This window comes from Paraburkholderia sp. GV068, from assembly GCF_003058125.1.
In the GTDB taxonomy this organism is placed as follows: domain Bacteria; phylum Pseudomonadota; class Gammaproteobacteria; order Burkholderiales; family Burkholderiaceae; genus Paraburkholderia; species Paraburkholderia graminis.
Genome location: NZ_QBUB01000009.1, coordinates 213986 through 226023, shown reverse-complemented (window position 1 = coordinate 226023; position 12038 = coordinate 213986). Strand labels below are relative to the sequence as shown.

Below are 12038 nucleotides of genomic sequence, written 5' to 3'. Positions count from 1 at the left end.
TCGCGGTGATGCCGCGTATCAACCGTCGATGCGCGCTTCGCGCAGCGTGACGAAGCGCAGTTTCTGTTTGCGCGCGGCTTCGGCGACACGCGGCAGCACCGCGAGAATCAGCGGTTTGCCGTCGACGGTGAGCGCGGCGTTGCCGTCGTGCAGCAGCAGAATGTCGCGTGCCGCGAGGCCGTCGAGCAGCCGCCTCGCGACCACTTGCGGATCGCGTTCGCGCGTGTCGTAGCCGCGCCGCGTCCACGCCGCGAGCCGCAGATCGAGCTTGCGCAGCACCGGTTCGAGAAAGATGTTGCGCAAGCCGGCCGGGGCGCGAAAAAACATCGGACGCTCGCCGCTGAGTTCTTCGAACGTGCGTTGCGCGGCGTCGATCTCGCGCAACAGCGCGCCAGGCAGCGTGATGGAAAACGTATGCACGTGGACCTGCGAATGATTTTCCAGCGCATGACCGCGCGCGACGATCTCGCGTGCGAGTTGCGGATAACGCCGCGCCTTCTCTCCGATGCAAAAGAAGGTTGCGTGCACGCCTAACGCGTCGAGCAGATCGAGCACTTGCGGCGTGACGACCGGATCGGGGCCATCGTCGATGGTCAAGGCGATGGCGTCCGCGTTGCGCGCGCCGGCGGGCAGGCGCGTCCAGTTCGGACCGAGCAGCGACGTGCGCGGCAGCAGACCGGCCACCGTGAAAACAGCGTGATTCGCGAAGATCGCTGCGAGCCACCACGGCCATGCGCGCGGCGCGACGAGCCACGCGGCCAGCACCAGCACGTGCCATGCGGCGGTCGCGGTGAGCATCGCGGGATAGCCGGTTTCGGGCCAGCGGCGCAGCCGTGCCGCGCGAGCGTCATGCGGCGTGTCGTGGGGCGTGGAGAGTGGATTCATAAAACGTGCTTCCGGTAATTGCGCGGCTTGATCAGGCGCCGCGAAGGCGCCGCGCGCAACGTCGAACGATACCATTGATGCGCGAGCCGCCGCGACCGCGGACAGGAACGGCAATGAAAGCGCGGCGTCAGGGCAATGCGCTCGCGTCGCGGGCATTTGTGATCGACCCTGCGCTGCGGTAACGTACGAGGCAGTGGCGCCTCGCCGCCGGCAAACAGGGAGACATGTTGTGACAGTGACGGGAATCAGAAAGGTAGCTTTGGTAACGGGCGCGGGCAGCGGCATCGGCCGCGCATGCGCGCTGCGCCTCGCGGAGCACGGCTATAGCGTGGTGCTCGCGGGTCGTCGACGGGCGGCGCTCGAAGCCGTGGTCGAAGCGGCGCACGCGCTCGGCGGCGAAGCGCTGGCCGTGCCCTGCGATGTGACCGACGCGGACAGCGTCGCCGCCTTGTTCGACACGATCCGCGAGCGCTATGGCCGGCTCGACGTGCTGTTCAACAACGCGGGCCGCAACGGCTCGCCGGTGGACATCGACGAACTCGCCATCGACGAATGGCGCTCGGTGGTCGACACGAATCTGACCGGCGTGTTTCTCTGCACGCGCGCTGCGTTCGGTCTGATGAAAACGCAGAACCCGCGCGGCGGGCGCATCGTCAATAACGGTTCGATTTCGGCGCATGCGCCGCGGCCCAACAGCATTGCCTACACGGCCACCAAGCACGCGATTACCGGCCTCACGAAAGCCGTGTCGCTCGACGGCCGCAAGTACGACATCGTCTGCGGTCAGATCGACATCGGCAATGCGGCAACGGAAATGGCCGAGCGCATGGCGCGCGGCATCCCGCAGGCGAACGGCGAGATTGCGGTCGAACCGTTGATGGACGTCCAGCATGTCGCCGACGCCGTGCTGCATATGGCGCAGTTGCCGCTGTCCGTGAACGTGCAGTTCATGACGATCATGGCGAGCAAGATGCCGTTCGTCGGACGCGGTTGAAGGCGTCATGAGCGATCTTCGTTCCGCGCCTGTTGAGTCGTCCCAAGCGCTTGAAGCGCTCGAAGCCGTTAGCGCATCGCACACGCTCGACGACCTTCACGACTTCGTGCAACGTTACCCGCGCCTGTTCGTGCTGACCGGCGCGGGCATCAGCACGGACTCCGGCATTCCCGGCTATCGCGACGACAACGGCGAATGGAAGCGCTCGCCGCCCATCACGCTGCAGGAGTTCCTCGGCGATGATGCGATGCGCCGGCGCTACTGGGCGCGCAGCATGGTCGGCTGGCCGGTCGTCGCGCAGGCGCAGCCGAACGCCGCGCATACGGCGCTCGCGCGTCTCGAAGCCGCCGGTCATGTGCCGACGCTCGTCACGCAAAACGTCGACGGTTTGCATCAGCGCGCGGGCAGCCGCCAGGTGATCGAGTTGCATGGCGGAATCGACGGCGTTATTTGCCTGGATTGCGGAACGCAGCATTCGCGTGCGTCGATCCAGCAGACGCTGGAAGCGGACAACCCCGCGCTGCGCAGCGTCACCGCCGAAGCCGCCGCCGATGGCGACGCGCATCTCGAATGGCACGCGCTCGAAACGTTTCGCGTGCCGGCGTGCGCGAATTGCGGCGGTTTGCTGAAACCGGCCGTGGTGTTCTTCGGCGAAAGCGTGCCGCGCGAGCGCGTGGAAGCGGCGTCGCATGCGCTCGATGCCGCGAACGCGGTGCTCGTGGTCGGCTCGTCGCTGATGGTCTATTCCGGTTACCGCTTCTGCGTATGGGCGCAAAAACAGCGCAAGCCGATCGCGGCGATCAATCTCGGGCGCACGCGCGCCGATCCGCTTTTGTCGGTGAAAATCGCGGCGCCGTGCGCCGATATGCTGACCGCTCTGGCCGGCCGCCTCGCGGTAGATTGAGCGGCGCACGCCAACGCCTACGCTATCGAGCCAACGCCATTCATTCAATGGAAACGCCATCCTCATGACCGAACCTCTTCCGTCGATGCGGCAACATTCGCCGGCCGCCGAACGCAACCGCGAACCGATACTCGCGGTGTTGCGCACGGTGCTGCCCGCCACGGGCCGCGTGCTCGAAATCGCGAGCGGCACCGGTCAGCACGCGCTCTGCTTTGCCCGCGCGCTGCCCGGCCTCGACTGGCAACCGAGCGACGCCGACGCGGAAGCGCGCGAGTCGATTGCCGCATGGATGGCACACGACGCGCCGCCCAACCTGCGCGCGCCGCGCGCGCTCGACGTGCATCAGCCGGAGTGGGACGTCGGCGCGCTGGACGCCGTCGTGTGCATCAACATGATCCACATTTCGCCGTGGAGCGCCGCGCAGGCGTTATTCGCAGGCGCGAGCCGCTATCTCGTGGATGGCGGTGTACTGTATCTGTACGGCCCATACAAACGCGGCGGCGCACACACGGCGCCGAGCAACGAAGCTTTCGATCGCCAATTGCGAAGCCGCGATCCTTCGTGGGGCGTGCGCGATATGGAGGCGGTGGTGGCGCTCGGGGCATCGGCGGGATTTGAATGCGACGAGCCGATCGCGATGCCGGCCAATAATTTCAGCCTCGTATTCAGGAAGCGCGCCGCGCAAGCCGGCCAGACACGGTGACTGCGCGCAATCGGCGCGATCCGTGACAGCGGCGAGAGCGGCGGGAGCGGCCAAAAGCGCGGCCAAAGCGAACCCAAAGCGCGCCTTTGCTTGCCCGATAACAAGCGGCGAACCGGCATTTCTTTTATGCTTTCACCCTCGACGTCCGGCCGACGTTCATTCCGGCGCGGCGTCACGACACTTTTTGGACACTGGAGAATTCACATGGGCAAACAGGCAATCGGCGTAGTGGGGCTAGCGGTCATGGGCCGCAACCTGGCGCTCAACATCGAGAGCCGCGGCCACGCGGTGTCGGTCTACAACCGTAGCCGTGAAAAGACCGACGAACTCATCGCCGAATATCCGGACAAGAAGCTGGTGCCGGCGTTCACGCTCGAAGAGTTCGTCGAATCGCTCGAAAAGCCGCGCCGCATTCTGCTCATGGTGAAGGCAGGCGAGCCGACCGACGCCACCATCGCATCGCTCAAGCCGCTGCTGGAGAAGGGCGACATTCTGATCGACGGCGGCAACACGCATTTCACGGACACAATTCGCCGCAATCAGGAACTGGCGAAGGCCGGTCTGCATTTCATCGGCACCGGCGTGTCGGGCGGCGAGGAAGGCGCGCTGAAAGGCCCGTCGATCATGCCGGGCGGTCAGCGCGACGCCTACGATCTGGTCGCACCGATTCTCACCGAAATCGCCGCGAAAGCGCCGGACGGCGAGCCGTGCGTCGCCTACATGGGCCCGGACGGCGCCGGCCATTTCGTGAAGATGGTGCACAACGGCATCGAATACGGCGACATGCAGCTGATCGCGGAAAGCTACGCGGTGCTCAAGCAGGTGGCCGGCCTGTCGAACGAAGAACTCGGCAAGGTCTATACCGAATGGAATCAGGGCGAGCTCGACAGCTATCTGATCGAAATCACGTCGAAGATCTTCAGCAAGAAGGACGAAGAAACCGGCAAGGATCTCGTCGACGTGATTCTGGATCGCGCGGCGCAGAAGGGCACCGGCAAGTGGACGAGCCAGAACGCGCTCGACCTCGGCGCGCCGCTGCCGCTGATCACCGAAGCGGTGTTCGCGCGCGTGCTGTCGTCGCTGAAAAGTCAGCGCGTGGCCGCGAGCAAGGTGCTGGACGGCCCGAAGGCGAAGCCGCTCGGCGCCGAGCGCGAGGCGTTCATCGAGTCAGTGCGCCGTGCGCTCTACTTGAGCAAGGTCATTTCGTACGCGCAAGGTTTCGCGCAACTGCGCGCGGCGTCGGAAGAGTACAAGTGGGACCTGGACTTCGGCACGATCGCGAAAATTTTCCGCGCCGGCTGTATCATCCGCGCCCGCTTCCTGCAGAAGATCACGGACGCCTACACGAAAGACAAGGCCATCGCCAATCTGCTGCTCGATCCGTACTTCCGCGACATCGCGAGCAACTACCAGACGGCGTTGCGCGAAGTGGTGGTCGCGGCGATCAATGCGGGCGTGCCGGTGCCGGCTTTCGCGTCGGCGATTGCGTATTTCGACGCTTATCGCTCCGAGCGGCTGCCCGCGAACCTCGTCCAGGCGCAGCGCGACTTCTTCGGCGCGCACACGTTCGAGCGCGTCGACAAGCCGGGTAGCTTCCACGCGAACTGGAGCTGAACCTGCGGGCCGATGGAACGGCGCGGACGGCTTGAATCGCTTGAAACGCGCCGCCGCGCGCGCGTGCTGTAAGGGCGCACGCGGCGGCGCAGCGTTTGAATTCGCTGTGCCGCTATTGTTGCCCCAGGCTATCGACGGGATAGATCAGCGGCAATTTCAGACGCGGACTATTGCAATTTGCGGAATAGAGTTTCGTCGTTTTAGGGGTTTCCCCTAGATGACCGGCCTCCTAAACTTCTGTTCAAGCGCAAGGGACAACAAACCCGGAAGCGCATCACAACAAGTTCTGGAGGTTTTACATCATGAAGACGATCATCTCTGCCGCTGTTATCGCCGCCGCTCTGGCCGCTCCCGTTGCTTCGTTTGCTCAATCGAACCAGCCGGTCACGCGCGCTCAAGTCCGCGCCGAACTGGTCCAGCTCGAAAAGGCAGGCTACAACCCGGTCGGCGATCATGTCGACTACCCGGCAAACCTGCAAGCTGCTCAAACGCGTGTGAACGCTGCGAACGGCACCGCCCAAGCTTCGGCTCAAGTCGCCGACAGCGGCTACGGCGCACCGATCGCCGGCAGCTCGCAAGCAGGCCGCGCAGTCACGACGGATCGCAACTCGGTTTATTTCGGCAACTAATTGCCGGGTTGGACGAAGCGTCGCCGGCTGTAGAGGCGCTTAAGCAAAAAAACGCCGCCAGGTTTTCCGCCTGGCGGCGTTTGCCGTTTACCGGTTCCTCAGCGCGCGATCCGCGTGGGCGCTTGGTAAACCGCCAAGACCAAAACCGCCCAATCCGCCGATTCAACGAGTCGGCAAGTGCGGAATCGCTTCGTTGCTCGTCAGGTTGAGTTGGTGCATCTGCCGATGCGCCTTGTTCAGATGCGCCTGCGCCGCAACACGTTGCGCCTCCAGTTGCGACACTTCCTTGCGCACCTGATGCTGCCGGTTCGACGCCGCCTGTTCCTGCACGCTGCGTCGCTGCAGATCGCTGCGCAGCCGTTCCGCTTCGGCTTCCGAGCGCGCGATCATGCGGGCCAACTGCTCGTTCTGCGCCTCGAGTTGCGCGCGGCGCGTTTCGCAATCGGACAGCCGGGTCGCCTGGTCCTCGAAATGACGGAACGCGGCTTCGGCGGCTTCCAGATCCGCCGCTTTCAGCGCGCGCCACAACGCGCCGTCCTGATACAGCGCGACGTAGTACACCAGTTCCTTCCCGTGAAACAGCAGGCTGACCGAGTAGGCAAAGCTGCGGAACACGCGAAACGGCGTGAGCGCTTCTTCTTCGGCGAGCCATTCGACTTCGGCGGTATTGGCCATCTGCACGCCGCGCGCGCTGACCTGCGAGGGCACCGTCTGCACGGGCCGCAAGGCGAGCACCGGGCGCGGCCCGCTGCGGGCCACGGCGGCGTGTGCCGCATTGGAACCCGCGCCGGCGCCAGGATTCGGCGCAAGACCGTCATCCGGGGACGACTCCGCGGACGCCAGATTCGGCGATGCGTCATCGTGCGCGTCAGTGGGCGAATCGGATGCGGCGGGATGGCTCTGCGGGACCCTCACGACATGCGATGGACCGGTCAGCACGCTACGGCGGTTCAGGAGACTTTTCACGGCGGTTCCTCCAGTTGACTCGCCCGAAACGACCAGACGACGCCGGCAATCAAGCGTTCCGGCTAACTGGCGGATTGGGCGGTGAGCGAAATGCGGAAGCCCGGTGGCGTAGGCCGATGGATGACGCAGGTTCCATCGGGCTCGCCGGGCTGCGCGTCGACGCGGACCTCGCGTGCGAGCGCAGCGTCAATGCAGCGTGCGTTGCCGGCCGATGTCGTCGAATAGCGCGCGGCTCGGTTCGAGCGCGAGCAGCCATGATTCGTCGTAGCCGCTGAGATTGTCGAGCGCCTCGCGCAGCCGCTCGATCGCGACGGCGGGAATCTCGACGCGCGCCTCGACGCCGCTCGCGAGTCCGGCGATGCTCGCAAGCTGTACGAGCGCGTCGGCCGCTTCGGCGACGTCGGCGGCGAAAATCAGATGCATGTTCAGCAACTCGGCCAGTCCCGGCGACGCGGCGACGTCGTCGACGCTGAGTTGCACGGCCAGAAAGGTGGCGTTGTTCATCCTCAACTCCTTGCGGGACCCGGTCGTTTGCGCCTGCGCCACGCAGGCGCAGCAAAGTTGAGTATAGATGAGGGTCCAAAGGTTTCAATGCTCACACGATTGCGCCGAACGGGGCGCGGTATCGGCGAGACGCGTGCGCGACGCGACTTATAATGGCCGTTCGAAATCGCGGCGCTCGCAGTGGCTCGCAGCAGCTCGGACGGCTGCCGCTTCGGGCTCGAACATCGAACCGCGGCCCAACAGCGGCTGAATCCGCGCCGTCCTTTAACCCGTGCCCTTGGGACCATGAAGATCATTCGCAGCAGGAGCTTCACCGCGACGCGCGCCTGGGGCGCGCTCGACATCGCCAATATGGGCGGCATCACCACGCGTCTGCATTGGACCGATCAGCCGTACAAGTGGCACGTCAACGACGGCGAGGAAGTGTTCGCCGTGCTGGACGGCCGCGTCGAGATGCGCTATCGCGAAGATGGCGTCGAACAGGCGGCGATTCTGGAAACGGGCGATGTGTTCTACGCATCGGTCGGCACCGAGCATGTCGCGCATCCGCTTGGCGCCGCGCGGATTCTCGTGGTCGAGGCCGAGGGCAGCGTTTGAGTGCCGCGGGATCAGCGGCACGCGGAATGCTAGAGGCATCGATTGAAGTCGATCGAATCACAAGATTGAATCAAAAAATGTCGAGGAAAATCACATGACGAGACCAAGGCAATCGACGGGGACTTCATCGGTCGCGACCCGTCTGCTGGCGGCCGCCGGGCTGGCCGTGATACTCAACGGCTGCACGAGCATGCCGTGGGACAGCACGCCGTTCTACGGCAACAACCAGGCGCGACCGACCACGCTCAGCACGGTGCCCGTGCCGGCCGGTTTCTACCGCGTCAATCAGGGCGATACGCTCGCCGGCATCGCATCCGCATACGGGCATAGGCCGCAGGACCTCGCGACCTGGAACGGCCTGCCGGTGAACGCGGCTGTCGCGCCCGGACAGGTGCTGCGCGTCGCTCCGCCGATGGCCTCCGGCAGCGTCGTCGCGCCGCCCGCGAGCGTCGCGCCGAATGCGGGTGCGGGTGCGGGTCCAGGCGGCCAGACGGCGCCGGGTGCGCCGACTGCCTCCGCCGGACCGCAGCAAGGCGTGCTGCAATGGCCGTTGCGCGGCCCGGTTCTAAAGACGTTTGCGCCGGGCAAGTCGAACGGCATCGTGATCGGCGGACGTCCCGGCGATCCGGTCAAGGCGGCCGCCACCGGCCGCGTGGTCTACGCGGGTTCGGGCATCGAGGCGTATGGCCCGCTCATCATCATCAAGCATGACGACTCGCTGATCACGGCGTATGGGCAGAACAGCACGCTGCTCGTGAAGGAAGGCGATGCGGTCGCGCAAGGGCAGACCATCGGCGAAGTCGGTGTGGACGGCCGCGGCGTCGGCTCCGTCCAGTTCGAGGTTCGCCAGAACGGGCAGCCGGTCGATCCGCTCGCGTGGCTGCCGAAGCCGGGCGGCTGAGCAAGCCCGGGCCGGGCTGACCTGCGGCGGCGCGCGCTCGCGCTCACGCGGCTCTGCGAGCGCCGTGCAAATTGAATACACTGTGTGGCTCACAAGCCGGCGCCCGATCCGTGCTTCTCGCCACGGCGAGCAGCATGAGCAATACGAGCGGCGCCGGCCGCCCGTCATGGCTTCTCACTCGAAAGACGCACTGGGACACACAATGATCGATCTGCGCAGCGATACCGTAACCCGTCCGACTCCGGCGATGCTCGCGGCCATGTCGGCCGCCGAAACAGGCGACGACGTCTGGGGCGACGACCCCACCGTGCTGCGTCTGCAAGCCACACTCGCCGAACGCACTGGCAAGGAAGCGGGCCTGTTCTTCCCGAGCGGCACGCAAAGCAACCTCGCGGCGTTGATGGCGCATTGCGCGCGCGGCGACGAATACATCGTCGGCCAGTTGGCGCACACGTACAAATACGAGGGCGGCGGCGCGGCGGTGCTCGGCAGCATCCAGCCGCAGCCGCTCGAAAATGCCCCTGACGGCTCCATTCCGCTCGAAAAAATCGCGGCCGCGATCAAGCCGATCGACAACCACTTCGCGCGTACGCGGTTGCTGGCGCTGGAAAACACCATCGGCGGAAAGGTGCTGCCGGAGAGCTACGTCGCGCAAGCCGTTCAGCTTGCGCGCCAACATGGTTTGTCGGCTCATCTCGACGGCGCGCGCGTGTTCAACGCGGCGGTTGCGTCGGGCAAGCCGGTCGCGGCGTTGTGCGAGCCGTTCGATTCGGTGTCGATCTGTTTTTCGAAGGGACTGGGCGCGCCGGTCGGCTCGGTGCTGGTCGGCAGCCGCGCGCTCATTGACGTCGCGCACCGCTGGCGCAAGGTGCTCGGCGGCGGCATGCGTCAGGCCGGCGTGCTCGCGGCGGCTTGCCTATACGCGCTCGATCACAACGTCGAGCGTCTCGCCGACGACCACGCGAACGCCGCGCATCTGGCAGCGGGGCTCGAAACGATCGGTCAGGTGAAGGTGCAGTCGGTGGCGACCAACATGGTGTTCGCGCAGTTGCCGCAGCAGCATTGCGCGCCGCTCGAAGCGTGGCTCAAGGAGCGCGGCATCCTCACGCAGATGCTCTACGCATCGCGCTTCGTCACGCACAAGGACGTGTCGCGCGACGACATCGACACGTTTATCGCGGCGGTGAAGGACTATTTCGCCGCGCGTTGATTGTGCCGGGGCGCGCTTAGGCTGAACGCCTGCCGCGCGCCCGTTTCTATTTCGCCGACGTTTTCACATGCACGCCCGCGCGATGCGACGGCGCCAGAAGCCGCAAACCGCTCGCGAGGCTCGCCGCGCCGGCAAAGAAAGCGCCGGCGCCGAGCGCGAGCGTCGGGCCATGCCGGCCCGCCACGCTGAAGCTCAACGCGACTAGCGCCGCGCCCGTGGTCTGCCCGAGCAGCCGCGCGGTCGCGACGATGCCGCTCGCGCCGCCGCTGCGCTCGGGCGGCGCGCTCGCCATCAGCGCTTTCAGATTCGGCGATTGAAAAAAGCCGAAACCCGCGCCGCAAATCGCCATGCGGATGCCGATATCGAACACATGCGGGTGCACCGGCAACAGCGCGAGCGACGCCATGCCCGCCGACATCACCGCGAGCCCGATCGCGCCCAGCAGGCCGGGCGGATAGCGATCCGACAGACTGCCCGCGAGCGGCGCGGCCAACGCGACGACAACCGGCCACGGCGTCATCAGAAAGCCGGTTTCCACCTGGCTGCGATGCAGCACATCCTCGAAATAGAACGGCAGCGACACGAACGCGAGCCCTTGCGCGGCGAACGAGCAGACCGCCGTCACCGCCGACAGCGCGAACACTGGCCGCTTGAACAGATCGACGGGAAGCATCGGCGCGGGGTGGCCGGCTTCGCGGCGAATCAGCAGCGCGCCGAAGATGAGCGCGATCACCGCGGCGCCCAGCACGAGTTGCGTCGACGCGCGCTGCGCGCCTTCGCCGAGCGCGAAGATCAAGGCGGCGAACGTGATGACGTTCAGTAGCGCGGCAACGGGATCGAAACCGTGCGTGCCGCGCTCCGTGTGCGGCAGCGCGGGCCACGCGAAAGCCAGCGCGAGCACGCCGAGCGGCACGTTGACCGCGAACAGCCACGGCCACGAGGCAACCGACAGAATCAGCGACGCCACCGTCGGCCCGACCGCGAACGATACGCCGACGATCAGCGCATTGGTGCCGAGGCCGCGTCCGAGCCGATGCGGCGGATACAGGAAGCGGATCAGCGCGGTGTTCACGCTCATGATCGCGCTCGCGCCGAGGCCTTGCAGCACGCGCGCGCCGGCGAGCATGGGCAGGGTCGGCGCCAGCGAGCACGCGAGCGAAGCCAGCGTGAACAGCGCAATGCCGCCGATATAAATCCGCCGATGCCCGACGATGTCCCCAAGCGCGGCGAGCGGCAGCAGCGTCGCGACCATCGCGAGCTGGTATGCGTTGATGATCCACACCGATGCCGCGGGCGCCGCGTGCAGATCCGCGGCGATCGCGGGCAGCGCTGTGTTGGCGATCGCGGTGTCGAGCGTGGCGAGCGCGACCGCGAGCATGATCGCGGCCATCGCGCGGCGGTTGGCGGCGGACATGGGGGCATCCGCGGGAAAGGGCGGTGCGGATGCGGCGCTGAGTCTATCGGACACGGGTTGCTCGTCGGAGATAGGCACGTCGACGCGCCGCATATCGGCGATGCGGCGCGCGAGGGGCAAGACCAGGTGAACAGCAGGAGCGCGGGCCGGCCGGAGGAACGATCAAACGAGGACAAGGCACCGCGCGGCGAATGTAGCGATTGTTACAGAGACGCGGAAATCGTGCAGAGCCGCGCATGGGTCGTAAGCCGTATGAAATCCAGTGCAGACGCAACTAACTGTCAGCCCCGTCGGGCGTCTTCGAATCGGTGGGCGCCGGCGCTCACGCGTTACGCACGGCGAAGAATGTTGATGCGCGCGATCGCTTGACAGTCACATCGCCTGGCAGATGAAGCCGCGATTCGATCACATTGCCACTTCGGATCCTCGCGTGCTCGCGCCCTCGTGCCAGCGCCAAAAAAATAATCGCAAGTGTCACGCGATCCACGTCGCATGATGTCACGCTCGCGTTGCCCGCCTTCACACTTTGACATCACCGTCGATAACAGCCCGATGCACGCGCACAGTGCCCAACAGCGCGCGCGTTGCACCGCGCCCGTGCGTCAAAGCGGGCGTTCCGACAGATAGCCGCGCGCGCAGGCGGGCATGGCATGTGCGTGACCCGCACCCGCGCTCGCCGGCATCCGGGAGTCGTAAAATGTCCTACTCTGATTCTTA

General features: G+C 65.9%; 12 protein-coding genes. 8 read left to right on the top strand and 4 right to left on the bottom strand.

Features of this window, described 5'->3' with window-relative positions; genetic code table 11:
* Nucleotides 1-18: 18 nt before the first annotated feature.
* Nucleotides 19-885 carry a polysaccharide deacetylase family protein gene (locus C8K18_RS19830; protein WP_107709093.1) on the bottom strand — a complete coding sequence of 289 codons (867 nt, stop codon included), beginning with the start codon at nucleotides 883-885 and terminating at the stop codon, nucleotides 19-21.
* Between the two features lie 229 nt (nucleotides 886-1114).
* On the opposite strand from C8K18_RS19830, the gene C8K18_RS19825 reads away from it, so the two are divergent.
* From C8K18_RS19825 to C8K18_RS19805, 5 genes are all read left to right on the top strand, one after another.
* The gene (locus tag C8K18_RS19825) at nucleotides 1115-1879 is read left to right on the top strand and encodes an SDR family oxidoreductase (protein WP_006049211.1); all 765 of its coding nucleotides are present in this window, start codon (nucleotides 1115-1117) and stop codon (nucleotides 1877-1879) included.
* A gap of 7 nt (nucleotides 1880-1886) precedes the next feature.
* Nucleotides 1887-2783: an NAD-dependent protein deacetylase gene (locus C8K18_RS19820; protein ID WP_107708986.1), complete on the top strand. Its 897-nt coding sequence runs from the start codon at nucleotides 1887-1889 to the stop codon at nucleotides 2781-2783.
* A gap of 64 nt (nucleotides 2784-2847) precedes the next feature.
* Nucleotides 2848-3486 (top strand): DUF938 domain-containing protein, encoded by a 639-nt coding sequence (locus C8K18_RS19815; RefSeq protein ID WP_107708984.1) that lies wholly within the window; start codon nucleotides 2848-2850, stop codon nucleotides 3484-3486.
* Nucleotides 3487-3690: 204 nt separating this feature from the next.
* The gene (gene gndA, locus C8K18_RS19810) at nucleotides 3691-5100 is read left to right on the top strand and encodes an NADP-dependent phosphogluconate dehydrogenase (protein ID WP_107708983.1); all 1410 of its coding nucleotides are present in this window, start codon (nucleotides 3691-3693) and stop codon (nucleotides 5098-5100) included.
* A gap of 302 nt (nucleotides 5101-5402) precedes the next feature.
* Nucleotides 5403-5729 carry a DUF4148 domain-containing protein gene (locus C8K18_RS19805; RefSeq protein ID WP_107708980.1) on the top strand — a complete coding sequence of 109 codons (327 nt, stop codon included), beginning with the start codon at nucleotides 5403-5405 and terminating at the stop codon, nucleotides 5727-5729.
* A gap of 162 nt (nucleotides 5730-5891) precedes the next feature.
* Here the strand turns inward: C8K18_RS19805 and C8K18_RS19800 are convergent, their stop codons facing one another.
* Nucleotides 5892-6695 carry a DUF2968 domain-containing protein gene (locus C8K18_RS19800; protein ID WP_107708978.1) on the bottom strand — a complete coding sequence of 268 codons (804 nt, stop codon included), beginning with the start codon at nucleotides 6693-6695 and terminating at the stop codon, nucleotides 5892-5894.
* 186 nt (nucleotides 6696-6881) lie between these two features.
* The gene (locus tag C8K18_RS19795) at nucleotides 6882-7199 is read right to left on the bottom strand and encodes a hypothetical protein (protein WP_029966453.1); all 318 of its coding nucleotides are present in this window, start codon (nucleotides 7197-7199) and stop codon (nucleotides 6882-6884) included.
* A gap of 285 nt (nucleotides 7200-7484) precedes the next feature.
* On the opposite strand from C8K18_RS19795, the gene C8K18_RS19790 reads away from it, so the two are divergent.
* The 3 genes from C8K18_RS19790 to ltaE all read left to right on the top strand — a co-directional run bounded on the left by C8K18_RS19790 (nucleotide 7485) and on the right by ltaE (nucleotide 9907).
* Nucleotides 7485-7796, top strand: a complete 312-nt coding sequence (locus tag C8K18_RS19790; RefSeq protein WP_053859540.1) for a cupin domain-containing protein — start codon at nucleotides 7485-7487, stop codon at nucleotides 7794-7796.
* Nucleotides 7797-7890: 94 nt separating this feature from the next.
* Nucleotides 7891-8697, top strand: coding sequence for a peptidoglycan DD-metalloendopeptidase family protein (locus tag C8K18_RS19785; RefSeq protein ID WP_107708976.1), 807 nt, complete (start codon nucleotides 7891-7893; stop codon nucleotides 8695-8697).
* 202 nt (nucleotides 8698-8899) lie between these two features.
* Nucleotides 8900-9907, top strand: a complete 1008-nt coding sequence (gene ltaE, locus C8K18_RS19780) for a low-specificity L-threonine aldolase (protein ID WP_107708974.1) — start codon at nucleotides 8900-8902, stop codon at nucleotides 9905-9907.
* Nucleotides 9908-9953: 46 nt separating this feature from the next.
* On the opposite strand, the gene C8K18_RS19775 is transcribed toward ltaE, so the two are convergent.
* On the bottom strand, nucleotides 9954-11321 hold the full coding sequence (locus C8K18_RS19775) for an MFS transporter (RefSeq protein WP_006049221.1): 1368 nt from the start codon (nucleotides 11319-11321) through the stop codon (nucleotides 9954-9956).
* Between the last annotated feature and the right edge of the window lie 717 nt (nucleotides 11322-12038).

Excerpts from the sequence above, each read along its gene's own strand:
- C8K18_RS19830 (WP_107709093.1), bottom strand. The coding sequence starts at position 885 with ATGAATCCACTCTCCACGCCCCACGACACGCCGCATGACGCTCGCGCG.
- C8K18_RS19820 (WP_107708986.1), top strand. The coding sequence starts at position 1,887 with ATGAGCGATCTTCGTTCCGCGCCTGTTGAGTCGTCCCAAGCGCTTGAA.
- C8K18_RS19815 (WP_107708984.1), top strand. The coding sequence starts at position 2,848 with ATGACCGAACCTCTTCCGTCGATGCGGCAACATTCGCCGGCCGCCGAA.
- gndA (WP_107708983.1), top strand. The coding sequence starts at position 3,691 with ATGGGCAAACAGGCAATCGGCGTAGTGGGGCTAGCGGTCATGGGCCGC.
- C8K18_RS19805 (WP_107708980.1), top strand. The coding sequence starts at position 5,403 with ATGAAGACGATCATCTCTGCCGCTGTTATCGCCGCCGCTCTGGCCGCT.
- C8K18_RS19795 (WP_029966453.1), bottom strand. The coding sequence starts at position 7,199 with ATGAACAACGCCACCTTTCTGGCCGTGCAACTCAGCGTCGACGACGTC.
- C8K18_RS19790 (WP_053859540.1), top strand. The coding sequence starts at position 7,485 with ATGAAGATCATTCGCAGCAGGAGCTTCACCGCGACGCGCGCCTGGGGC.
- C8K18_RS19785 (WP_107708976.1), top strand. The coding sequence starts at position 7,891 with ATGACGAGACCAAGGCAATCGACGGGGACTTCATCGGTCGCGACCCGT.
- ltaE (WP_107708974.1), top strand. The coding sequence starts at position 8,900 with ATGATCGATCTGCGCAGCGATACCGTAACCCGTCCGACTCCGGCGATG.
- C8K18_RS19775 (WP_006049221.1), bottom strand. The coding sequence starts at position 11,321 with ATGTCCGCCGCCAACCGCCGCGCGATGGCCGCGATCATGCTCGCGGTC.